General features: G+C 63.8%; 18 protein-coding genes. 12 read left to right on the plus strand and 6 right to left on the minus strand.

Translation table 11 applies throughout. The features are described from left to right. Nucleotides 1-173: 173 nt before the first annotated feature. Genes QOS90_RS24990 through QOS90_RS25005 form a run of 4 tightly spaced genes read right to left on the minus strand, consistent with a single transcriptional unit; the run spans nucleotide 174 to nucleotide 3,759 of the window. Entirely contained in the window at nucleotides 174-1,061 is an 888-nt protein-coding gene (locus QOS90_RS24990) for a ChaN family lipoprotein (RefSeq protein ID WP_027594999.1), read from the minus strand. 12 nt (nucleotides 1,062-1,073) lie between these two features. Then, nucleotides 1,074-1,841, minus strand: coding sequence for a heme ABC transporter ATP-binding protein (locus QOS90_RS24995; RefSeq protein WP_027595000.1), 768 nt, complete (start codon nucleotides 1,839-1,841; stop codon nucleotides 1,074-1,076). Continuing rightward, entirely contained in the window at nucleotides 1,841-2,824 is a 984-nt protein-coding gene (locus QOS90_RS25000) for a FecCD family ABC transporter permease (RefSeq protein ID WP_177323901.1), read from the minus strand. The genes QOS90_RS24995 and QOS90_RS25000 overlap by 1 nt, the downstream gene beginning before the upstream one ends. Before the next feature lie 50 nt (nucleotides 2,825-2,874). Next, nucleotides 2,875-3,759 carry a heme/hemin ABC transporter substrate-binding protein gene (locus QOS90_RS25005; RefSeq protein ID WP_085274230.1) on the minus strand — a complete coding sequence of 295 codons (885 nt, stop codon included), beginning with the start codon at nucleotides 3,757-3,759 and terminating at the stop codon, nucleotides 2,875-2,877. A 149-nt stretch (nucleotides 3,760-3,908) separates the two neighbouring features. Between QOS90_RS25005 and QOS90_RS25010 the strand changes: the two genes are divergently transcribed. Beyond that, nucleotides 3,909-4,226 (plus strand): Rieske (2Fe-2S) protein, encoded by a 318-nt coding sequence (locus tag QOS90_RS25010; RefSeq protein ID WP_027595003.1) that lies wholly within the window; start codon nucleotides 3,909-3,911, stop codon nucleotides 4,224-4,226. Here the strand turns inward: QOS90_RS25010 and sfsA are convergent. Together sfsA and QOS90_RS25020 are read right to left on the minus strand one after the other, a co-directional pair. Further along, a complete protein-coding gene (gene sfsA / locus QOS90_RS25015; RefSeq protein ID WP_027595004.1) occupies nucleotides 4,216-4,929 on the minus strand; it encodes a DNA/RNA nuclease SfsA in 714 nt (237 codons plus the stop codon). The genes QOS90_RS25010 and sfsA overlap by 11 nt on opposite strands. Further along, the gene (locus QOS90_RS25020; RefSeq protein WP_027595005.1) at nucleotides 4,929-6,101 is read right to left on the minus strand and encodes a pyridoxal phosphate-dependent aminotransferase; all 1,173 of its coding nucleotides are present in this window, start codon (nucleotides 6,099-6,101) and stop codon (nucleotides 4,929-4,931) included. Before QOS90_RS25020 ends, sfsA begins: the two co-directional genes overlap by 1 nt. 210 nt (nucleotides 6,102-6,311) lie before the next feature. Here QOS90_RS25020 and dksA point away from each other — a divergent pair, with 210 nt between their 5' ends. The 11 genes from dksA to acs all read left to right on the plus strand — a co-directional run bounded on the left by dksA (nucleotide 6,312) and on the right by acs (nucleotide 21,018). Further along, nucleotides 6,312-6,758, plus strand: coding sequence for an RNA polymerase-binding protein DksA (gene dksA / locus QOS90_RS25025; protein WP_027595006.1), 447 nt, complete (start codon nucleotides 6,312-6,314; stop codon nucleotides 6,756-6,758). A gap of 63 nt (nucleotides 6,759-6,821) precedes the next feature. Next, nucleotides 6,822-7,709: a tRNA glutamyl-Q(34) synthetase GluQRS gene (gene gluQRS / locus QOS90_RS25030; protein WP_085274231.1), complete on the plus strand. Its 888-nt coding sequence runs from the start codon at nucleotides 6,822-6,824 to the stop codon at nucleotides 7,707-7,709. A gap of 226 nt (nucleotides 7,710-7,935) precedes the next feature. Next, nucleotides 7,936-8,112, plus strand: coding sequence for a hypothetical protein (locus tag QOS90_RS25035; protein WP_003250005.1), 177 nt, complete (start codon nucleotides 7,936-7,938; stop codon nucleotides 8,110-8,112). Next, entirely contained in the window at nucleotides 8,096-11,071 is a 2,976-nt protein-coding gene (locus tag QOS90_RS25040) for a sensor histidine kinase (RefSeq protein WP_027595008.1), read from the plus strand. The genes QOS90_RS25035 and QOS90_RS25040 overlap by 17 nt, the downstream gene beginning before the upstream one ends. Before the next feature lie 4 nt (nucleotides 11,072-11,075). After that, entirely contained in the window at nucleotides 11,076-12,515 is a 1,440-nt protein-coding gene (locus QOS90_RS25045) for a sigma-54-dependent transcriptional regulator (RefSeq protein ID WP_027595009.1), read from the plus strand. 846 nt (nucleotides 12,516-13,361) lie between these two features. Next, complete coding sequence (locus QOS90_RS25050; RefSeq protein ID WP_027595010.1) at nucleotides 13,362-14,750, plus strand: polynucleotide adenylyltransferase PcnB; 1,389 nt, start codon at nucleotides 13,362-13,364, stop codon at nucleotides 14,748-14,750. After that, nucleotides 14,747-15,226 (plus strand): 2-amino-4-hydroxy-6-hydroxymethyldihydropteridine diphosphokinase, encoded by a 480-nt coding sequence (folK, locus tag QOS90_RS25055; RefSeq protein WP_085274232.1) that lies wholly within the window; start codon nucleotides 14,747-14,749, stop codon nucleotides 15,224-15,226. The genes QOS90_RS25050 and folK overlap by 4 nt, the downstream gene beginning before the upstream one ends. A gap of 250 nt (nucleotides 15,227-15,476) precedes the next feature. Then, entirely contained in the window at nucleotides 15,477-16,277 is an 801-nt protein-coding gene (gene panB, locus QOS90_RS25060) for a 3-methyl-2-oxobutanoate hydroxymethyltransferase (protein ID WP_085274233.1), read from the plus strand. Continuing rightward, nucleotides 16,274-17,137 carry a pantoate--beta-alanine ligase gene (gene panC, locus QOS90_RS25065; protein ID WP_085274234.1) on the plus strand — a complete coding sequence of 288 codons (864 nt, stop codon included), beginning with the start codon at nucleotides 16,274-16,276 and terminating at the stop codon, nucleotides 17,135-17,137. The genes panB and panC overlap by 4 nt, the downstream gene beginning before the upstream one ends. Before the next feature lie 144 nt (nucleotides 17,138-17,281). Beyond that, nucleotides 17,282-18,946 carry a glucose-6-phosphate isomerase gene (gene pgi, locus QOS90_RS25070; RefSeq protein WP_027595014.1) on the plus strand — a complete coding sequence of 555 codons (1,665 nt, stop codon included), beginning with the start codon at nucleotides 17,282-17,284 and terminating at the stop codon, nucleotides 18,944-18,946. A gap of 137 nt (nucleotides 18,947-19,083) precedes the next feature. Next, complete coding sequence (gene acs, locus QOS90_RS25075) at nucleotides 19,084-21,018, plus strand: acetate--CoA ligase (protein ID WP_085274235.1); 1,935 nt, start codon at nucleotides 19,084-19,086, stop codon at nucleotides 21,016-21,018. Nucleotides 21,019-21,031: the final 13 nt, after the last annotated feature.

The raw sequence follows: 21,031 nt of genomic DNA on the forward strand, positions 1-21,031 counted from the left end.
ATGATTATCACAACTGGTCGCGAGACTGGTTGGATAAACTGAAAGCCCCTGGTTCGGACTCTCAGATTATCTCCTCATCAGGCTAATCACGGTTATTGACCCGGCTCTTTGCCGGGTCTTTTTTTGCCTGATTTTTACACCGCGTGCGGGTGACAACGCCGATACCCGTAACGTTACTTGCGCAGTTGAGCGCAGTAGTCCTGCTCCGGCATCGCCGCCGTGTACCACACATAATCGGCCATGCCCGCCTCGGCTTCCTCGCCGACCTCGGCCAACAACACGACCACGCTACGGCCCTGCGCGCCCAGGTCAGCCAAGTGCAACGGCACACCCAGGTCCTTGCGTACGTGGTATGCGCCAGCCAATAGCAGGGCTGGCTGCGGCGCCTTCAGCAACTGCTCTGCCATTTGCCGGTCGCGCTGCTGTTGAACGGCAAGCATGGCCGGCAACTGGCTTTCCGGCAGCAAGCCGCAGTGCCCGGCACGCACCTGTTCAAGCAACGCGGCCTTGACCCTAGGCGCATTGGACTGTGCGCCCGGTAACGAAGCCGGGTGCCGGTAGGCGTGGCGCATCTGCCCAGGTGAAAGGTTGGCGGCCAGCAGCGGGATGCCGTGCTGCAAGGCCTGCGTCACCAACGGCCCGTACAACTGCCAGTCCCAGCCTTCTTCCCACGCTAACGCCTTGGGCAAGTCCGCGGGCAACTGTGGCTGTGCTTCAAGTTTGTCGACCAGCGGCTGCTGCTCAGGCTGCAGCATCTCCATCAACAGGCTGCCCTGAGCGCGCCGGCTCTGCAGGGCCTGCAACAACCACAACTGCAGTGCGTGGTGGTCAGGGTTGTCGTGCTTCTCCCCTACCAGCACACGCGGGGCAGCGGCCAACTGCGTGACCAGTTGTTCCGGGCTGATGAGCTGCCCGCTGGCCAGGTCCTTGATTTGCCCCAACTGCGCGTGTTCGCGCCCTTCAGTACTCTGCCAGGCCGGCAACGGCGGCAGGCTGGCCTGGCATCCGCCCAGGGCCAGCACCAGGCACAGCGATAAACCGGACAGCAGTGGATGGCGCATCGGCAATGCCTCCTAGCGGGTGATGATCAGCGGGTGGCCACGCTCCGGGTGAGCCTGTACCAGCACATCGATACCGAACACCGCCTTCAATGCCCCAGGCGTGAGCACTTCGTCGGGGGAGGCCAAGGCATGGCAGCGGCCCTGCTCAAGCAACAAAATACGGTCACAGTAGCGTGCCGCCAGGTTCAGGTCATGCAGGATCACCAGCACCGCAGCGCCTCGGTCGGCAAAGCGCCGCACCGCTTGCAGGGTCGTGTGCTGATGCAGTGGGTCGAGCATCGACGTCGGCTCATCAAGCAACAGCGTAGTCCCCTGCTCACCTGGCCACAGCTGGGCCAGCACGCGCGCCAGGTGTACCCGCTGCCGCTCACCGCCCGACAGCGCCAGGTAGCTGCGCCCCTGCAGGTACCAGGCGTCCGCTGCACGCAAGGCTGCTTCGACGATCTCGGCGTCGCGCACCTGGCCACTGCCATGCGGCATCCGCCCCATGCCCACCACTTCCTCGACCCTGAACGAGAAGCCCAGGCTGGACACTTGCGGCAACACCGCCAGGCGCCTGGCCCGCTCCTGCCCTGCCCAATCGGCCAACGGCCGGCCCTGCAAGGTCACATGCCCCTGGTCGGGCGCCAGCTCGCCGCACAGCACCCCCAGCAAGCTGCTCTTGCCCGCGCCGTTGGGGCCGAGCACGCCCACCACCTGCCCCGGGGCCAATTGCAGGTGGATGTCGTGGAGTACCTCGTTGCTTCCCCGCCGCAGGTGCAGGCCCTCGACTTGCAACATCAGCTGCGCCCTCGAATCAGCAGAAACAGGAAAAACGGCGCACCGATAAACGCAGTGACAATGCCGATCGGCAGTTCGGCTGGCGCCAGCACCAGCCGTGCCGCCAGGTCGGCAAACAGCATCAGTGCGCCGCCCGCCAACAGCGAGGCCGGCAACACCACGCGGTGATCGGGCCCTGCCAGCAAGCGCACCAGGTGCGGCACCACCAGCCCGATGAAGCCGATCAGCCCCGCCGCCGCCACCGCCGCGCCGACACCCAGCGCGGTACAGAACACCAATTCGCGCTTGAGCCGCTCTACCTCGATACCCAGGTGCCGCGCCTCCGACTCCCCCAGCAGCAAGGCATTCAGCGCCCGCGCGCGCCGCGGCAACCACAGCGCCACGCCGGTAGCCACCATCAACAGCGGCCACAGCCGCTCGTAACTGGCACCGTTGAGGCTGCCCAGGTTCCAGAACGTCAGGGTGCGCAAGGTGGCGTCATCGGCCAGGTAGGAGAACAGCCCCACCGCCGCGCCGCCCAGCGCGGTCATGGCCACGCCGGCCAACAGCATCGTGGCGACATTGGTCTGGCCGTCGCGCCGCCCCAGGCGATAGACCAGTGCGGTCACCCCAAGCCCGCCGATGAAGGCGCACAGTGACAGCAGATAAGGCGCCAGCACCTCCGGCATTCCGCCAAACCAGCTGCCGCCGACAATGGCCACTGCAGCGCCCATTGCCGCCCCGGCGGCGACGCCTACCAGCCCTGGGTCGGCCAACGGGTTGCGGAACAGCCCCTGCATGGCCACGCCGGACAGCGCCAGCACCGCCCCCACCGCCAGCCCCAGCAAGGTGCGCGGCAGGCGAATCTGGCCGAGGATCATTTCCGCCTGCTGCAGGCCATCACCGGCTATCGGCAGCCCCAACAAGCGCAGCCCAGCGCGCAAGGTATCGAACAGCGGCAGGCTGACCGGCCCCAGGGCCAGGGACAGCCACACCGCCAACAGGCACAGCACGCTCAGGCAGATGATCAATGTGCGTGGCTGAACGCGTTGTCTCATTGAGCGAAACTGCCCTTGGCTGCCGGGTAGAAGGTGGCGGCCAGCGAGCGCAGGGTCGCTGGCAGGCGTGGCCCAAGGCCGCCAACCAGCAGCGTCGGGTCGAGCGACACCAGACGCTGTTCACGCACGGCGCGGGAGGCCGCCAGCGCTGGGTTTTCCTTCAGCAGCGCTTGCAGCGCCTGCTCGTCGGCCAACGCACGGTCGGAGAACACCACTACATCCGGGTCCAGCGCCGCCAGCGCCTCATTAGAGAAGTTCTTGTAGCCCTGATGCTCGGCCAGGTTGTGCGCCCCGGCCTGGCGTAGCAGCCAATCACCGGCAGTGCCTTGCCCTGCGATCAGCGGCTTGGCACCGGCATGGCCCACAAGCAGCAACACCCCGGGCGCCTTCTGGCCTGCCTGGGCGTGTTTGACCTGAGCCTGCAACGCATCCAACTGCTGACGATAGCCCGCCGCCAACGCGGTGGCTTGTGGCTCGGCACCCAGCAACTGGCCCAGGTGCTTGAGGTTCTGATCGACCGCATCCAGTTCGGCCTTGCTCGAGAACAACTCCACCCGCACACCCGCCTTGCGAATCTGCGCCAACACGGGGGGCGGACCCATTTCTTCGGTGCCCACCAACACGTCTGGGCGCAGGCTGAGAATACCTTCGGCAGACAACTGGCGCTGATAGCCGACGCTCGGCAGCGCCTTCAGCGATGCGGGGTGCTGGCTGGTGGTATCGACCCCGACCAGGCGTGATTCGCCGCCCAGCGCAGTGACCCACTCGCTCAGCGCACCACCGGCGCTGACCCATCGCTGCGGCAGTTCGGCAGCCAAGGCCTGGGTGGACAGCACAAGGCCTGCGCACAGGGCGATCAGGGCAGCGGGACGGCGCATCATCGGATTTCCTTCTGAAGGCGGGCCGCGCGCCTTGTGGCGGGCGGCGGAACTGCGCACCATAGACAGCCGGGCGCATCGAATGCGGGCAATTTGATAATTATTCGCATTGAAGCGTCAAGCAATCACGTGTTTCACGAGTCGTCCTTGCCATGCACTTCCTTTGTACCTCCAGCTCATTGGCCGAGGGCCACAGCCGCGCCTTCAGCGTAGACGGCGTCGACCTGTTCGGCGTGCGCCGCCAGGGCCAGGTGTACCTCTATCGCAACCGCTGCCCACACCGCAGCATCCCACTGAACTGGGCTGCAGATGCCTTTCTCGATGACAGCGCCAGCCTGATTCACTGCGCCCATCATGGCGCTTTGTTCCTGATAGAAAGCGGCGAATGCGTGGCCGGGCCGTGCGAGGGCGACAGCCTGCAGGCCCTGGGCTGCCATGAAGACAGCCAGGGCATCTGGCTCAAGAATTGAGCAGTACAGGCAAGGGGCGGTCGATGACGATACGTTCGGCATCCAGATAGGTGCCGTACGCCAGCACCTCCACGCCTTCAGCCACGGCGGCGCGCAAGGCCTGGGCGTAGCCCGCGTCGATTTCCTCGGCCGGACGCACGGCGTCGACGCCAGTCAGGTTCACGCAGTACAACTGCACCGCACGCACACCTTGACGAGCCAGCGTCGCCAGTTCACGCAGGTGCTTGGCACCGCGCTGGGTGACGGCGTCGGGGAAGGCCGCGACGGCGGTGTCGGGGTAGCCCAGGGTCACGCTCTTGACTTCGACATAGGCCGGGCCGGTGTCGAACTCCAGGCGAAAGTCGATGCGGCTGCCCTCTTCGCCATACGCCACTTCACGCCTGAGTGCGGTGAAACCGGCCAGCTCGCTGATAACCCCGGCACGCAGCGCCTCTTCAACCAACGCGTTGGCGCGCCCGGTGTTCACGCAGGCCAGGCGGCCTTGGGGCGTTTCACTGATCTCCCAGGTGCCTGGCAGCTTGCGCTTGGGGTCGTTGGAGCGGCTGAACCACACCTGCCCGCCTTCGCGCATGCAATTGAGCATGGATCCGGTGTTCGGGCAATGGATGGTCATTTGCTCGCCATTGGCCAGCTCGATGTCCGCCAAAAACCGTTTGTAGCGCCGCAGTAGGCGCCCCTGCTCGAGTGGAGGAAAAAACGCCATCAGCCTTGCCAGCTCCGCAGGCCGCGGGCGATACGCTGCACGGCCTGTTCCAGGCGCGGCAGGCTCTGGGTGTAGGCAAAACGCACATGATGCCCCGCCAGGTGGCGGCCAAAATCCAGGCCGGGGGTAAAGGCCACGTGCTCGGTTTCGAGGAAGTGCCGGCAGAACGCAAAGGCATCGCCGCCGAAGGCGCTGATGTCGGCGTACAAGTAGAAAGCCCCCTCGGGCTCGACGGCGATGCCAAAGCCCAGCTCGCGCAGGGCTGGCAACAGGTAGTCGCGGCGACGGGCGAACTCGGCGCGGCGCTCTTCCAGAATCGCCAGGGTTTGCGGCTGGAAGCACGCCAGCGCAGCATGCTGGGCCATGCTGGGGGCGCTGATGTACAGGTTCTGTGCGAGTTTTTCCAAGTCTGCCACCGCGCCGGGCGGCGCCACCAGCCATCCCAGGCGCCAGCCGGTCATGCCGAAATACTTCGAAAAACTATTCAGGACAAACGCCCCATCGTCCACTTCCAGCACGCTGGGCGCGTCCATGCCGTAGGTCAGCCCGTGGTAAATCTCGTCCACCACGAGGTGGCCATGGCGTTCACGGGTAGCGCGCGACAGGCTGGCCAACTCGTCACGGTTCAGTACCGTCCCGGTCGGGTTGGCTGGCGAGGCGACCAGGGCCCCGACCGTGTCTTTGTCCCAATAGCGGTCAACCAGGTCGGCGGTGAGTTGGTAGTTGACCTCAGGCCCCACCGGCACCAGCTGCGCGCCGCCTTCGACCAGGCGCAGGAAGTGGCGATTGCAGGGGTAGCCCGGGTCAGCCAGCAACCAGTGCTTGCCTGGGTCTACCAACAGGCTGCTGGCCAACAACAGTGCGCCAGATCCGCCCGGCGTAATCAGAATGCGCTCAGGATCGACATTGACGCCGTACCGCTGCCCATAGAAGCCGGCGATCGCCTCGCGCAGCGCCGGCAGGCCACGGGCGGCGGTATAGCGGGTGTGGCCCGCGGCCAATGCGGCCTGGCCGGCCTCGACGATCGGCGCGGCTGTGGTGAAGTCCGGTTCGCCGATTTCCAGGTGGATCACATCATGGCCGGCCGCCTGCAGCTCGTTGGCCCGCGCCAGCAACGCCATGACGTGAAAGGGTTCGATGGCGCGGCTGCGCGCACTGTAAGGGTGGGCCATGACCTTCTCTCAATTGGGTCTAAACTGAAGATTCTACCTCTGCACGCTACCGAACGTGTGGCTCGCGCCGCTGTCAATTAGCAGGATCGGGCGGGGTAGCGCACCCCCGATCTATCTGGTAAGTTCGGCGGCTCGCAGTCGCAGGGCCGGCGGGTGCCGGAGATGGAGCATCCTGCGCATTGGATCAGATGAGTGAGAGGCGGTCTATTCATGTCCACCGTAGAAAAGCAAAAAACCAGTCAGTCCATGTACGGTGTAGAGCCCTATAAAGAAAGCAAGGGCGAGGAGTACATGGGGGAGCCCATGCGCAAGCATTTCACCAAACTTCTGGGTGCCTGGAAGCTTGAGTTGATGACGAGCGTGGATCAGACCGTGACCCACATGAAGGACGAAGCGGCCAACTTCCCAGACCCGGCCGACCGTGCCAGCCAGGAAGAAGAGTTCGCCCTGGAGCTGCGTAACCGCGATCGCGAGCGCAAGCTGATCAAGAAGATCGACAAGACCCTGCAGAAGATTCAGGACGAAGAGTACGGCTGGTGTGAGTCCTGCGGCATCGAGATCGGCCTGCGTCGCCTCGAAGCCCGCCCAACCGCCGACCTGTGCTTCGACTGCAAGGAAATCGCGGAGAAAAAGGAAAAAACAGTCGGCAAAGGCTGATCCTTTTCCCACCCAAACGGGGCGCATCTTGCGCCCCGTTTCATTTTCAGACGCACGACCGCCATGAACGACTCCAGCTACATCGGGCGCTTCGCCCCTACCCCCAGCGGCTTTCTGCACTTCGGCTCGCTGGTCGCCGCCCTCGCCTCCTGGCTCGACGCCCGCGCCGTCAACGGCCGCTGGCTGCTGCGCATGGAAGACACCGACCCACCCCGGGAAATGCCCGGCGCCCGTGACGCTATCTTGCAGACCCTGGAGCGTTACGGCCTGGAGTGGGATGGCGAGGTGGTGTTCCAGAGCCAGCGCCATGAGGCTTATGCAGCAGTGGTCGACCGCATGTTCAACATGGGCCTGGCCTACGCCTGCACCTGCTCGCGCAAACAGCTGGAAGGGCACAACGGCATTTACCCAGGCTTGTGCCGCAACGCCGGGCATGCACGCGAGGGCGCGGCGATCCGTCTGCGGGTGCCAGAGTTGATCTACCGGTTCACCGACCGGGTCCAGGGTGAGTTTCAGCAACACCTGGGGCGCGAGGTGGGTGATTTCGTCATCCAGCGCCGTGACGGGCTGTATGCGTATCAGCTGGCGGTGGTGCTGGATGATGCCTGGCAAGGGGTTACCGATATCGTGCGTGGGGCCGACCTGCTCGACAACACACCGCGCCAGCTCTACCTGCAAGAGCTGCTGGGGTTCTCACAGCCGCGTTACCTGCATATTCCGCTGATCGTGCAGCCAGATGGGCACAAGCTGGGCAAGTCGTACCGCTCGCCGCCGCTGCAGCCGGAACATGCGACGCCTTTGCTGCTGCGCGCATTGCGGGCATTGGGGCAGGAAACGGAGCCGGAGTTGCTGCTGGCAACGCCGGCTGAAGTACTGGCAGTAGCCCGCAAGCAGTGGCGGCCAGAGGCGATTGCCCGGCAGGCCTCTGTTCCAGAGGCTGATTTGCACTGACGCAGGTCCGGCCTCTTCGCGGGCAAGCCCGCTCCCACAGGATCCGCACCGTTTCTGTGGGAGCGGGCTTGCCCGCGAAGAGGCCGGAACAGGCAACTTCCCCTCATAATCAAAAGCCCAATAATTTCAAACCCTTGGCTAACCCTACCGATTCCCGCTAGCATCCGCCCACTCTTTTGCGCCAATAATAAGTCCAAGCCCGCAGCGCCCAACCATCGAGGCCAGCATGTACATCTATCGTTTGGTCCTGCTTCTGGTCGTGGGGATCTACCTGTTCTCCCCGGCCATCATGGACTGGTGGATCGAACCGACCGGAGCCTGGTACCGCCCCTACCTGCTCTGGCTGATCCTGATCGTCGTCACCTTCATCCTGCAGAGCCAACGAGATGCCGATGAGCTTTAGCCTGACCCAGATGATCCTGATCAGCGCCGCGTACCTCATGGTGCTGTTCGGCGTGGCCTGGATCAGCGAGCGTGGGCTGATACCCCGCTCAATTATTCGCCACCCGCTGACCTACACCCTGTCGCTGGGCGTCTATGCCAGTGCCTGGGCCTTCTATGGCTCGGTCGGCCTGGCCTACCAGTACGGCTATGGCTTCCTAGCCTGCTACCTGGGGGTCTCCGGGGCCTTCCTGCTGGCGCCGGTGCTGCTTTACCCGATCCTCAAGATCACCCGCACCTATCAGCTGTCGTCGCTGGCCGACCTGCTGGCGTTTCGTTTCCGCAGCACCTGGGCCGGCGCGCTGACCACCCTGATCATGCTGATCGGGGTACTGCCGTTGCTGGCCCTGCAGATCCAGGCGGTGGCCGACTCGATCAGCATCCTGACCGGCGAGCCGGTCAAGGCCAGGGTGGCATTCGCCTTCTGTGCACTGATCATTCTGTTCACCATCTTCTTCGGTTCGCGGCACATCGCCACGCGCGAAAAGCATGAAGGGCTGGTGTTCGCCATTGCCTTCGAATCGGTGATCAAGCTGCTGGCGCTGGGCGGCATCGGCCTGTACGCCTTGTACGGTGTGTTTGGCGGCCCGCATGGGCTGGAAGTGTGGCTGCTGCAGAACCAGACCGCCCTGGCCGCGCTGCACACACCGCTGCAGGAAGGGCCATGGCGCACCCTGCTGCTGGTGTTCTTCGCCTCGGCCATCGTCATGCCGCACATGTACCACATGGCCTTCACCGAAAACCTCAACCCGCGCTCGTTGGTCAGCGCCAGCTGGGGCCTGCCGCTGTTCCTGCTGCTGATGAGCCTGGCCGTACCGCTGGTGCTGTGGGCCGGCCTACGCCTGGGCGCCAGCACCAACCCCGAATACTTCACGCTGGGGCTGGGCATCGCCGCCAACAACAAAGCGCTGGCGCTGCTGGCCTATATCGGCGGGTTGTCTGCGGCCAGCGGGTTGATCATCGTCACCACCCTGGCGCTGTCGGGCATGGCCCTCAACCACCTGGTGCTGCCGCTGTACCAGCCGCCGGCCGAAGGCAACATCTACCGCTGGCTGAAATGGACCCGCCGCGCGCTGATCGTCGCCATCATCACCGCCGGCTTCATGTTCTACCTGACCCAGAACAACCACCAGAGCCTGGCCAACCTGGGCATCGTCGCCTTCGTCGCCACCTTGCAGTTCCTGCCGGGCGTGTTGTCGGTGCTGTACTGGCCTACCGCCAATCGCCGCGGCTTCATCGCAGGCCTGCTGGCCGGCACCCTGGTGTGGCTGGTGACCATGCTGCTGCCGCTGCTGGGCAACCTGCAGGGCTTCTACATTCCGCTGCTGGACATGATCTACGTCCTCGACGACACCAGCTGGCACATGGCGGCCATCGCCTCGCTGGCGGCAAACGTCTTGCTGTTCACCCTGATTTCGCTGTTCACCAATGCCAGCAGTGAAGAAGCCAGCGCCGCCGAAGCGTGCGCGGTGGACAACGTGCGCCGCCCGCAGCGCCGCGAGCTGCACGCGGCCTCGCCACAGGAATTTGCCACCCAGTTGGCCAAGCCGCTGGGCGCCAAGGCTGCGCAGAAAGAAGTCGAACAAGCCCTGCGTGACCTCTACCTGCCCTTCGACGAGCGCCGCCCCTATGCGTTGCGCCGCCTGCGCGACCGCATCGAGGCCAACCTGTCGGGCCTGATGGGGCCGAGCGTGGCCCAGGACATGGTCGAGACCTTCCTGCCCTACAAATCCGGCAACGAAAACTATGTCACTGAAGACATCCACTTCATTGAAAGCCGCCTGGAAGACTATCACTCGCGCCTGACCGGCCTTGCCGCCGAACTCGACGCCCTGCGCCGCTACCACCGCCAGACCCTGCAGGAACTGCCCATGGGCGTCTGCTCCCTGGCCAAGGACCAAGAGATCCTGATGTGGAACAAGGCCATGGAAGAGCTGACCGGCATCGCCGCCAAGCACGTGGTCGGCTCGCGCCTGGTGACCATCGGCGAACCTTGGCGCGGCCTGCTGCAGGGCTTCATCGACGTGCCCGACGAACACCTGCACAAACAACGCCTGGCCCTCGACGGGCAGCCTCGCTGGCTGAACCTGCACAAGGCCGCCATCGACGAGCCCTTGGCGCCGGGTAACAGTGGCCTGGTGCTGCTGGTCGAGGACCTGACCGAAACCCAGGCCCTGGAAGACAAGCTGGTGCACTCCGAGCGCCTGGCCAGCATTGGCCGCCTGGCGGCCGGCGTGGCCCACGAAATCGGCAACCCGATCACCGGCATCGCCTGCCTGGCGCAGAACCTGCGCGAGGAACGCGAGGGCGATGGCGAGATCACCGAGCTGTCGAGCCAGATTCTTGAACAGACCAAACGGGTGTCGCGCATCGTCCAGTCGTTGATGAGCTTCGCCCATGCCGGTGGCAGCCATCAGAACAGCGAAGAGCCGGTGTGCCTGGCCGAAGTGGCGCAGGATGCCATTGGGCTGCTGGCACTGAACCGGCGCAATTTCGAAGTCCAGTTCTTCAACCTCTGCGACCCGGAACACTGGGCCGAAGGGGACCCGCAGCGCCTGGCCCAGGTGCTGATCAACCTGCTCTCCAACGCCCGCGACGCCTCACCGCCCGGCAGTGCCGTGCGTGTGCGCAGCTCCGTCTTCGAGCACACCGTCGACTTGATTGTCGAAGACGAAGGCAGCGGGATCCCGAAGAGCATCATGGACCGCCTGTTCGAGCCCTTCTTCACCACCAAAGACCCGGGCGAAGGAACCGGACTGGGGCTCGCTCTGGTCTATTCCATCGTGGAAGAGCATTATGGGCAAATCACCATCGACAGCCCTGCCGACATCGAACGGCAACGTGGCACCCGGATCCGCGTGACCCTGCCCCGGCATGTCGTAGCGACGTCCCCTGAAATTCGAGACCGTCGAGAGAATTGAATCAATGCCGCATATTCTGATCGTCGAAGACGAAACCATCATCCGCTCGGCCCTGCGTCGCCTGCTCGAGCGGAACCAGTACCAAGTCAGCGAAGCCGGCTCGGTGCAGGAAGCCCAGGAACGCTTCAGCATTGCCACCTTCGACCTGATCGTCAGCGACCTGCGCCTGCCCGGCGCGCCTGGCACCGAGCTGATCAAGCTCGGCCAGGGCACCCCAGTGCTGATCATGACCAGCTACGCCAGCCTGCGCTCGGCGGTGGACTCGATGAAAATGGGCGCGGTGGACTACATCGCCAAGCCCTTCGACCACGACGAGATGCTCCAGGCCGTGGCGCGCATCCTGCGCGACCGGCAAAACGCGCCTGCTGCCGCACCGGCTGCAGAACCGCGGGGCAACGGCAAGGCGGCCGCGGCCGACAAAGGTAATAGCGCGTCTGCCAACGGCGAGATCGGCATCATCGGCTCGTGCCCGCCCATGCAGGACATGTACAGCAAGATCCGCAAAGTCGCACCGACCGATTCCAATGTCCTGATCCAGGGCGAATCGGGTACCGGTAAAGAGCTGGTCGCCCGTGCCCTGCACAACCTGTCACGCCGGGCTAAGGCACCGATGATCTCGGTGAACTGCGCGGCCATTCCGGAGACCCTGATCGAGTCCGAGCTGTTCGGCCACGAAAAAGGCGCCTTCACCGGCGCCAGCGCAGGGCGCGCCGGGCTGGTCGAAGCGGCGGACGGCGGCACCTTGTTCCTCGACGAAATCGGCGAATTGCCCCTCGAAGCCCAGGCGCGCCTGTTGCGCGTGTTGCAGGAAGGCGAAATCCGCCGGGTGGGCTCGGTGCAATCGCAGAAGGTCGATGTGCGCCTGATTGCGGCCACCCACCGCGACCTGAAGAACCTGGCCAAGGCCGGCCAGTTCCGTGAAGACCTTTATTACCGCCTGCACGTGATCGCCCTGAAGTTGCCTGCCCTGCGCGAGCGCGGCAGCGACGTCAACGAGATCGCCAGTGCCTTCCTGGCCCGCCAGAGCGCACGGATTGGCCGGGATGACCTGCATTTTTCCGCCGATGCCGAGCAAGCGATTCGTCATTACAGCTGGCCGGGTAACGTGCGCGAGCTGGAAAACGCCGTGGAGCGTGCGGTGATTCTGAGCGAGAGCGCAGAAATTTCCGCCGACCTGCTGGGCATCGACATCGAGCTGAGCGACCTGGAAGACGACGACATCCTCGACAACGCCCTGGCCGTGGCCAGTGCGGGCAATGCCAGCCATGAGCCTACCGAGGACTTGTCGCTGGAGGATTACTTCCAGCACTTCGTGCTCGAACACCAGGACCACATGACCGAGACCGAGCTTGCCCGCAAGCTTGGCGTCAGCCGCAAGTGCCTGTGGGAACGCCGCCAGCGCCTGGGTATCCCGCGGCGCAAGAGCAACGCCACCAGCGAGTAAAAGATCGCGTGGGCAGGCGGGCCTTTCCTGCCTTGATATTTCTTTTTCGGGCTGCCGGCCTCTTCGCGGGTGAACCCGCTCCCACAAGGATCTCACTGCCCGCAAGGGCAATGCGGTACCTGTGGGAGCGGGTTCACCCGCGAAAGGGCCGGCAAAAACCACTACGCACACCCCAGGTAACACATCAGTACCCGCGAAAATCTGTTACCCAACCTTTCAGGCGTAACAGTTCCCGAGGTGTACGGTAACGAAACCCCGCCATTTTCAGCCCGCCCAAATCCTGCAAAAACCTCCAAACCCTTGATTTCATTGGGTTTCGAAAAGTTGGCACGGCACCTGCTATATGCTTAGTACAAAAACAATAACAAGCACTGCAACTCAGAATAAGAACAAGACGAAACGGCTCACGCACAATAAAAACAAGACGGCGGAGGCGCAGCTAACTGATTCTTTTGGAGAGGATGCGTGTTTGGGGCTTGCCCCACGACCAGGCAGAGAACAACAAAAACTGCACTAAAAAGCAGCGCCTGAACTGGTTGGATCGACAGATCAACGTGACATCAGCGGCCAAAGCAATCCGTTTGCTCTTTACCCCTGGATTAGGGGTCGTCCACAAGCTTTGCGATTTGTGGACAGGGCACTCAACAAAAACAAGAAGCCCAGCAAAAAAATAATAAGAGCACGCAACGACTTCTTGGGGAGCTTAGGCTCCCCTTGTCGTTTCTCCCTTCTGGCAGGCATCCTGCTACCCGCCTACACCATTCCTTGAGTAAATGCTAGAATCCCCGCCCATCATGCGGCCATTCTCCTATTCTTGGCCGAACATTCCTTCAAACAGTGCATCCCATGCTGAAGAAGCTGTTCCAGTCGTTCCGCCCTCCCGTACCGGGCCAGCACCACAGGCGCACCACGCCTGAGGTGATCAACAAGAGCCAACACTCGCTGCAACGCCACCAGTTCAGCCGCCATGCGGTGAACATCGTAGAGCGCCTGCAGAGTGCGGGCTACCAGGCTTACCTGGTCGGTGGCTGTGTCCGCGACCTGATGCTTGGCATCACCCCAAAAGACTTCGACGTCGCCACCAGCGCCACCCCTGAACAGGTCCGTGCCGAGTTCCGCAACGCGCGTATCATTGGTCGCCGCTTCAAGTTGGTCCACGTGCATTTCGGCCGTGAGATCATCGAAGTCGCCACCTTCCGCGCCCACCACTCGGAAGACGATCAAGGTGATACCCACCGTTCGTCGCACAATGCCAGTGGTCGCATCCTGCGTGACAACGTGTACGGCACCTTGGAAGAAGACGCGCAACGCCGCGACTTCACCATCAATGCCCTCTACTACGATCCGGTCAGCGAACGCATCCTCGATTACGCCAACGGCGTGCACGATGTGCGTAACCGCCTGCTGCGCCTGATCGGTGACCCGACCCATCGCTACCAGGAAGACCCGGTGCGCATGCTGCGTGCCGTGCGTTTCGCTGCCAAGCTCGACTTCGGCATCGAAAAGCACACGGTCCAGCCGATCCGCGAACTGGCGCCGATGCTGCGCGAAATCCCCCCGGCCCGCCTGTTTGAGGAAAGCCTCAAGCTGTTCCTCTCCGGCCAAGGTGCGATGGCCTTCGAAATGCTGGTCGACCTGCAGCTGTTCGAGCCGTTGTTCCCGGCCAGCGCGCACGCCCTGGACGAGCGCCCTACCTACACCCACACCTTGATCAGCCAGGCGCTGAACAACACCGATCTGCGTGTGAAGCAGGGCAAACCGGTCACCCCAGCCTTCCTCTTCGCTGCGCTGCTCTGGCCCGCCCTGCCGGCCCGTGTGCTGCACCTGCAAAACCAAGGTGTGCCACCGATCCCGGCCATGAACGGCGCAGCTCACGACCTGATCGCCGAACAGTGCGCACGCATTGCCATCCCGAAGCGTTTCACCCTGCCGATCCGCGAAATTTGGGACATGCAGGAACGCCTGCCACGTCGCAGCGGCAAACGTGCCGACCAGTTGCTCGACAACCCGCGCTTCCGTGCCGGTTACGACTTCCTGCTGCTGCGTGAAAGCGCGGGTGAAGAAACCGACGACCTCGGCCAATGGTGGACTGACTACCAGGATGCCAATGACAGCGAGCGCCGCGAGATGATTCGCGAGCTGGGCAGCCGTGACGAAGGCACCGGCGCTGGCCCACGCAAGCGCAAACGTAGCGCCAGCAAGCGTAAGCGTGGTGGCGAAGAGGCGTTCGAGTGACCACGCGCGCCTACATCGGCTTGGGCAGCAACCTGGACGAGCCTGCAGAACAACTGCAGAACGCTTTCCAGGCGCTCGACCAGGCCACCGGCACCCGCCTGGTGGCCACTTCGAGCCTGTTCACCAGTGACTCGCTGCTGCCTGGCCAGCCGCGCTACACCAATGCCGTGGCTGCGCTCGACACCTCGCTCGAGCCGCTGGCGCTGCTCGATGCCCTGCAGGCAATCGAAAATGACCAGGGCCGTGTGCGCAAAGAGCGTTGGGGCCCGCGCACGCTCGACCTGGATATCCTGCTGTTCGGCGACCAACTGATCGACGTGCCGCGGCTGCAGGTGCCGCACTACCATATGCACGCCCGCGCCTTCGTGCTCTACCCATTGGCCGAACTGGTGCCCGCAGGCTTCTGCCTGCCCGATGGCCGCGACCTCGCCCAACTCATCAGCGCCTGCCCGTTCGTCGGCCTCGAGCGCCTGTAATTCGGGCGCTGCAGACGGCGGTAACGCCAGTAACACCCTGATCGTAACAATGCGGTAACAGGGTGATTGACTTCCCCCACCTCGCTCACGACTATAGGCGTCCCGTGTGGCACCCAAGTGCCGCATACCCGTATTTAGGCCCGGACGGACCTGTGCCCGAACATCACGCGCGATGATGTGCCGCTCCGGAAGATGACTACACGCGTTGTATGCAGTCGTTTTAACAGCGCCTGAACGAGGATTTTCCTACATGCCTGAAGTAACCCTGACCACCCTGCATGGCCTGAAGGCCAAGGGTGAAAAAATCACCATGCTGACCTGCTACGACGCGACCTTCGCCAAGGTTGCCAGCCAGGCCGGTGTCGAAGTGTTGCTGGTAGGCGACTCGCTGGGGATGGTCCTGCAGGGCCATGACAGCACGCTGCCTGTCACCACCCAGGAAATGGCCTACCACACTGCCTGCGTCAAACGTGGCAACGATGGCGCGCTGATTCTGGCCGACCTGCCGTTCATGGCCCACGCCACCCCCGAACTGGCCTTTGCCAACTGCGCCACGCTGATGCAGGCCGGCGCCCACATGATCAAGCTCGAAGGCGCTGCCTGGCTGGCCGAGACCATTCGCCTGCTGGCTGAACGTGGCGTGCCGGTGTGCGCGCACATGGGCCTGACCCCACAAACCGTCAATGTGCTGGGCGGTTACAAGGTGCAGGGCCGTCAGGAAGCCCAGGCGCGGCAGATGCGTGCCGACGCCATTGCCCTGGAACAGGCCGGCGCGGCCATGCTGCTGCTGGAGTGCGTACCGAGCGAACTGGCGGCAGAAATCACCCAGGCCGTGAACATTCCGGTCATCGGCATTGGCGCCGGTAGCGCCACCGACGGCCAGGTGCTGGTCCTGCACGACATGCTTGGCCTGTCGCTGAGCGGCCGGGTGCCGAAGTTCGTGAAAAACTTCATGGCCGGCCAGCCGGACATCGAAAGCGCCCTCGCCGCCTACGTGACGGCGGTCAAGGACGTAAGCTTCCCTGCCAGTGAACACGGGTTCAGCGCATGAACACAGTCAAGACTGTCCGTGAACTGCGCGCCGCCGTTGGCCGCGCGCGTGGCGAAGGCAAACGCATCGCGTTCGTGCCGACCATGGGCAACCTGCACAGCGGCCATGCCGCGCTGGTGACCAAGGCCGCCCAGCGGGCCGACTTTGTCGTTGCCAGTATCTTCGTCAACCCGCTGCAGTTCGGCGCCAACGAAGACCTCGCCACCTACCCACGTACCCTTGCAGCCGACCAGGAGCGCTTGCTCCAGGCCGGCTGCAACCTGCTGTTCGCGCCAACCGTCGAAGAGATGTACCCCGACGGCATGAGCGTGCAAACCCGGGTCAGCGTCCCCCACCTTTCCGAAGGCCTGTGCGGCGCCAGCCGGCCAGGGCATTTCGAGGGTGTGGCGACAGTGGTCAGCAAGCTGTTCAACATGGTCCAGCCAGACCTGGCCGTGTTCGGCGAAAAAGACTTCCAGCAGCTGGCAGTGATCCGCGCCATGGTGCGTGACCTGAACATGCCCATCCAGATCATCGGTGAGCCGACCGTGCGCGCCGACGATGGCCTGGCGCTGTCGTCACGCAATGGTTACCTCACCCCCGAGCAGCGTGTTACCGCACCTGGGCTGTACCGCACCCTGCAGCACATCGGGGCGGCCATTGGCCGTGGCCAGCGTGATTTTGCCGCGCTGGTGGCCGACGGCCAGGCGCAACTGGCCGCCGCCGGGTTCCGCCCGGACTACCTGGAAGTGCGCCATGCCGTGAGCCTGCGCCCGGCCATGATCGATGATCGCGACCTGGTGGTGATTGCCGCCGCTTACCTGGGTAACACCCGGTTGATCGACAACCTGTACCTGCACGTGGAAGACAAGACCGCGTAAGCCTTCGGGGGCTGCCTCGCGGCCCCTTTCATATCCTCTCACGCCCCCATTCCCCCCGCGCCGCCAATGCCTATAATGACTGCCTGCAACTGACAGCCGTGGCCAATGTCCAAGGCCTCACAACGCACCAAGGAACCCTGAGCAATGGCGTATTACCGTACTCCCCATGATGTGACGGCCCTGCCCGCCTGGCAGGCGCTTCAGCAACACCGCGACGCCATGCAAGACTTCAGCATGCGTGAAGCCTTCGCCGCCGATGCCAAGCGTTTTGATCAGTTCTCCCTGAGCAGCTGCGGCCTGTTCCTCGACTACTCGAAAAACCTGATCACCGAGCAAAGCCGTGACCTGCTGGTGAACCTGGCCAACGAAGTCGGCCTGCAGGATGCGATCAAGTCGATGTTCAGCGGCGAGATCATCAACGCCTCCGAAGGCCGCCCGGTGCTGCACACCGCCCTGCGCCGCCCAGTGGGCGACAAGCTCAGCGTCAACGGCGTCAACGTGATGCCAGAAGTGCACAAGGTGCTCAACCAGATCACCGAGCTGGTCGGGCGCATTCACGATGGCCTGTGGCGCGGTTACAGCGAAAAGCCGATCACCGACGTGGTCAACATCGGCATCGGCGGCTCGTTCCTCGGCCCGGAACTGGTCTCCGAAGCGCTGCTGCCCTACGCACAACGCGGCGTACGCTGCCATTACCTGGCGAACATCGACGGCAGTGAGTTCCACGAACTGTCGGCCAACCTGCGCGCCGAAACCACCCTGTTCATTGTTTCGTCGAAATCGTTCAACACCCTCGAAACACTGAAGAACGCCATGGCCGCGCGCACCTGGTACCTGGCCCAGGGCGGCTCGGAAGCAGAGCTGTATCGCCACTTCATCGCCGTTTCCAGCAACAAGGCCGCCGCCGTCGCCTTCGGTATCCGTGAAGAGAACATCTTCCCGATGTGGGACTGGGTGGGTGGGCGTTATTCGCTGTGGTCAGCCATCGGCCTGCCGATCGCCCTGGCCATCGGCACCGCCAACTTCAAGGAGCTGCTGTCGGGTGCCTACACCATGGACCAGCACTTCCAGACCGCGCCGTTCGACAAGAACATGCCGGTGCTGCTGGCCCTGCTGGGCGTCTGGTATGGCAACTTCTGGGGCGCCCGCAGCCACGCGATCCTGCCGTACGACCACTACCTGCGCAACATCACCAAGCACTTGCAACAGCTGGACATGGAGTCCAACGGCAAGAGCGTGCTGCAAGACGGCACGCCGGTGCATACCGAAACCGGCCCGGTGATCTGGGGTGGCGTGGGCTGTAACGGCCAGCACGCCTACCACCAGTTGCTGCACCAGGGCACCCACCTTATTCCTGCTGACTTCATCGTGCCGGTGGTGAGCTTCAACCCGGTGGCCGACCACCATCAGTGGCTGTACGCCAACTGCCTGTCGCAGAGCCAGGCGCTGATGCTCGGCAAAACCCGCGATGAAGCCGAGACCGAGCTGCGCGCCAAAGGCCTGAACGAAGCCGACATCGAGAAGCTGGCCCCGCACAAGGTGATCCCGGGCAACCGCCCGAGCAACACCCTGGTGGTCGAACGCATCAGCCCACGCCGCTTGGGCGCACTGGTGGCGATGTATGAGCACAAGGTCTTCGTGCAGAGCGTGATCTGGGGCATCAACGCCTTTGACCAATGGGGTGTGGAGCTGGGCAAAGAGCTGGGCAAAGGTGTCTACCAGCGCCTTGTCGGCAGCCAGGAAGACAGCGCCGAAGATGGCTCTACCCAGGGCCTGATCAACTACTTCCGCGGCCGTCACCGCGGTTGATCTGAAGCCTTTGCCGGCTTCTTCGCGGGCAAGCCCGCGAAGCGGCCAGCACAGGTTGAACACCTCTCCCAGCTACACTGTCCAATCGAATAGCCGTTGCAGTCCATCGCCCCCGACAAGCGCAAGGACCACCCGCCATGTTCGATATCCGCGACTACCCCCAGGCCCTGGCCGTCAGCCAGTCCGCCGCCCTCACTGACGACGATTACCGCCGCCTCTACCGCCAATCGGTGGAAGACCCCGACACCTTCTGGGCCGAACAGGCCAAACGCCTGGACTGGATCAAACCCTGGTCGAGCGTGCAACAGTGCGACCTGAAAACCGGCCAGGCACGCTGGTTCGACGGTGGCCAGTTGAACGTGAGCTACAACTGCATCGATCGCCATCTGGCCAAGCGTGGTGAACAGACCGCCCTGCTCTGGGAGGGCGATGACCCGCAAGACGCCAAAGCCATCACCTACCGCGAACTGCACCGCCAGGTCTGCCGCTTGGCCAACGCCCTGAAGGCACGCGGCGTGAAAAAAGGCGACCGGGTGTGTATCTACATGCCGATGATTCCCGAGGCCGCCTTCGCCATGCTCGCCTGCACCCGGCTGGGCGCCGTGCACTCGGTGGTGTTCGGCGGCTTCTCGCCCGATGCCCTGCGTGACCGCATCCTTGATGCCGACTGCCGTACCGTGATCACCGCCGATGAAGGCATCCGCGGTGGCAAGCGCATTCCACTGAAGCTGAACGTCGACAAGGCCCTGGCCAGTTGCCCGAATGTCAGCAGCGTATTCGTTGTCCGGCGGACCGGGGGTGATGTGGCCTGGAGCGAGGGCCGCGACCTCTGGTATCACCAGGTGACGGAACACGCTGGCGACGACTGCCCACCTGAACCGATGGCAGCCGAAGACCCACTGTTCATCCTCTACACCTCCGGCAGCACCGGCAAACCCAAGGGCGTCCTGCACACCACTGCCGGCTACCTGCTGCAGGCCACCATGACCTTCAAGGTGGTGTTCGATTACCACGAGGGCGAAGTGTTCTGGTGCACCGCCGATGTAGGCTGGGTCACCGGCCACAGCTATATCGTCTATGGCCCGCTGGCCAATGGCGCGATTTCGCTGATGTTCGAAGGGGTACCCAACTACCCCGACACCTCGCGCTTCTGGCAGGTGGTCGACAAGCATCAGGTCAACATCTTCTACACCGCGCCAACGGCCTTGCGCGCCCTGATGCGCGAAGGCTCCGGGCCACTCCGGAGCACCTCACGCAAAAGCCTGCGCCTGCTCGGCAGCGTCGGCGAGCCGATCAACCCGGAAGCGTGGGAATGGTACTTCGAAGAAGTCGGCCAAAAGCGCTGCCCAATCGTCGATACCTGGTGGCAGACCGAAACCGGCGGCATCATGCTCACGCCCCTGCCCAGCACGCAACGGCTCAAACCGGGCTGCGCGACCCAACCGATGTTCGGCGTACAGCCGGTGCTGCTGGATGAAAAAGGCACCCCCATTGAAGGCCCTGGCGCTGGCGTGCTGGCCATCAAGGCCAGCTGGCCGGGGCAAATTCGCAGCGTTTATGGTGACCACCAGCGCATGGTCGAAACCTATTTCAAACCCATGCCCGGCTACTACTTCACCGGCGACGGCGCACGCCGCGATGCCGACGGCGACTACTGGATCACCGGGCGCATCGACGACGTGATCAACGTCTCCGGCCACCGCATCGGCACCGCCGAAGTGGAAAGCGCCCTCGTGTTGCACGACAGCGTCGCCGAGGCCGCGGTGGTGGGCTACCCCCATGACCTCAAGGGCCAGGGTGTGTATGCCTTCGTCACCCCCATGAACGGCGTCGACCCCAGCGACGCGCTCAAGGCCGAACTGCTGGCCTTGGTCAGCAAGGAAATCGGCAGCTTCGCCAAACCGGAACTGATCCAGTGGGCACCGGCGCTGCCCAAAACCCGCTCGGGCAAGATCATGCGGCGTATACTGCGCAAAATCGCCTGCAACGAGCTGGAAAACCTGGGCGATACCTCGACCCTGGCCGACCCGAGTGTGGTTCAGGGCTTGATCGACACACGTCTCAACCACTAGCTGGCGGCCCCTT

This window comes from Pseudomonas sp. LAIL14HWK12:I10, from assembly GCF_900184205.1.
Taxonomy (GTDB): domain Bacteria; phylum Pseudomonadota; class Gammaproteobacteria; order Pseudomonadales; family Pseudomonadaceae; genus Aquipseudomonas; species Aquipseudomonas kermanshahensis.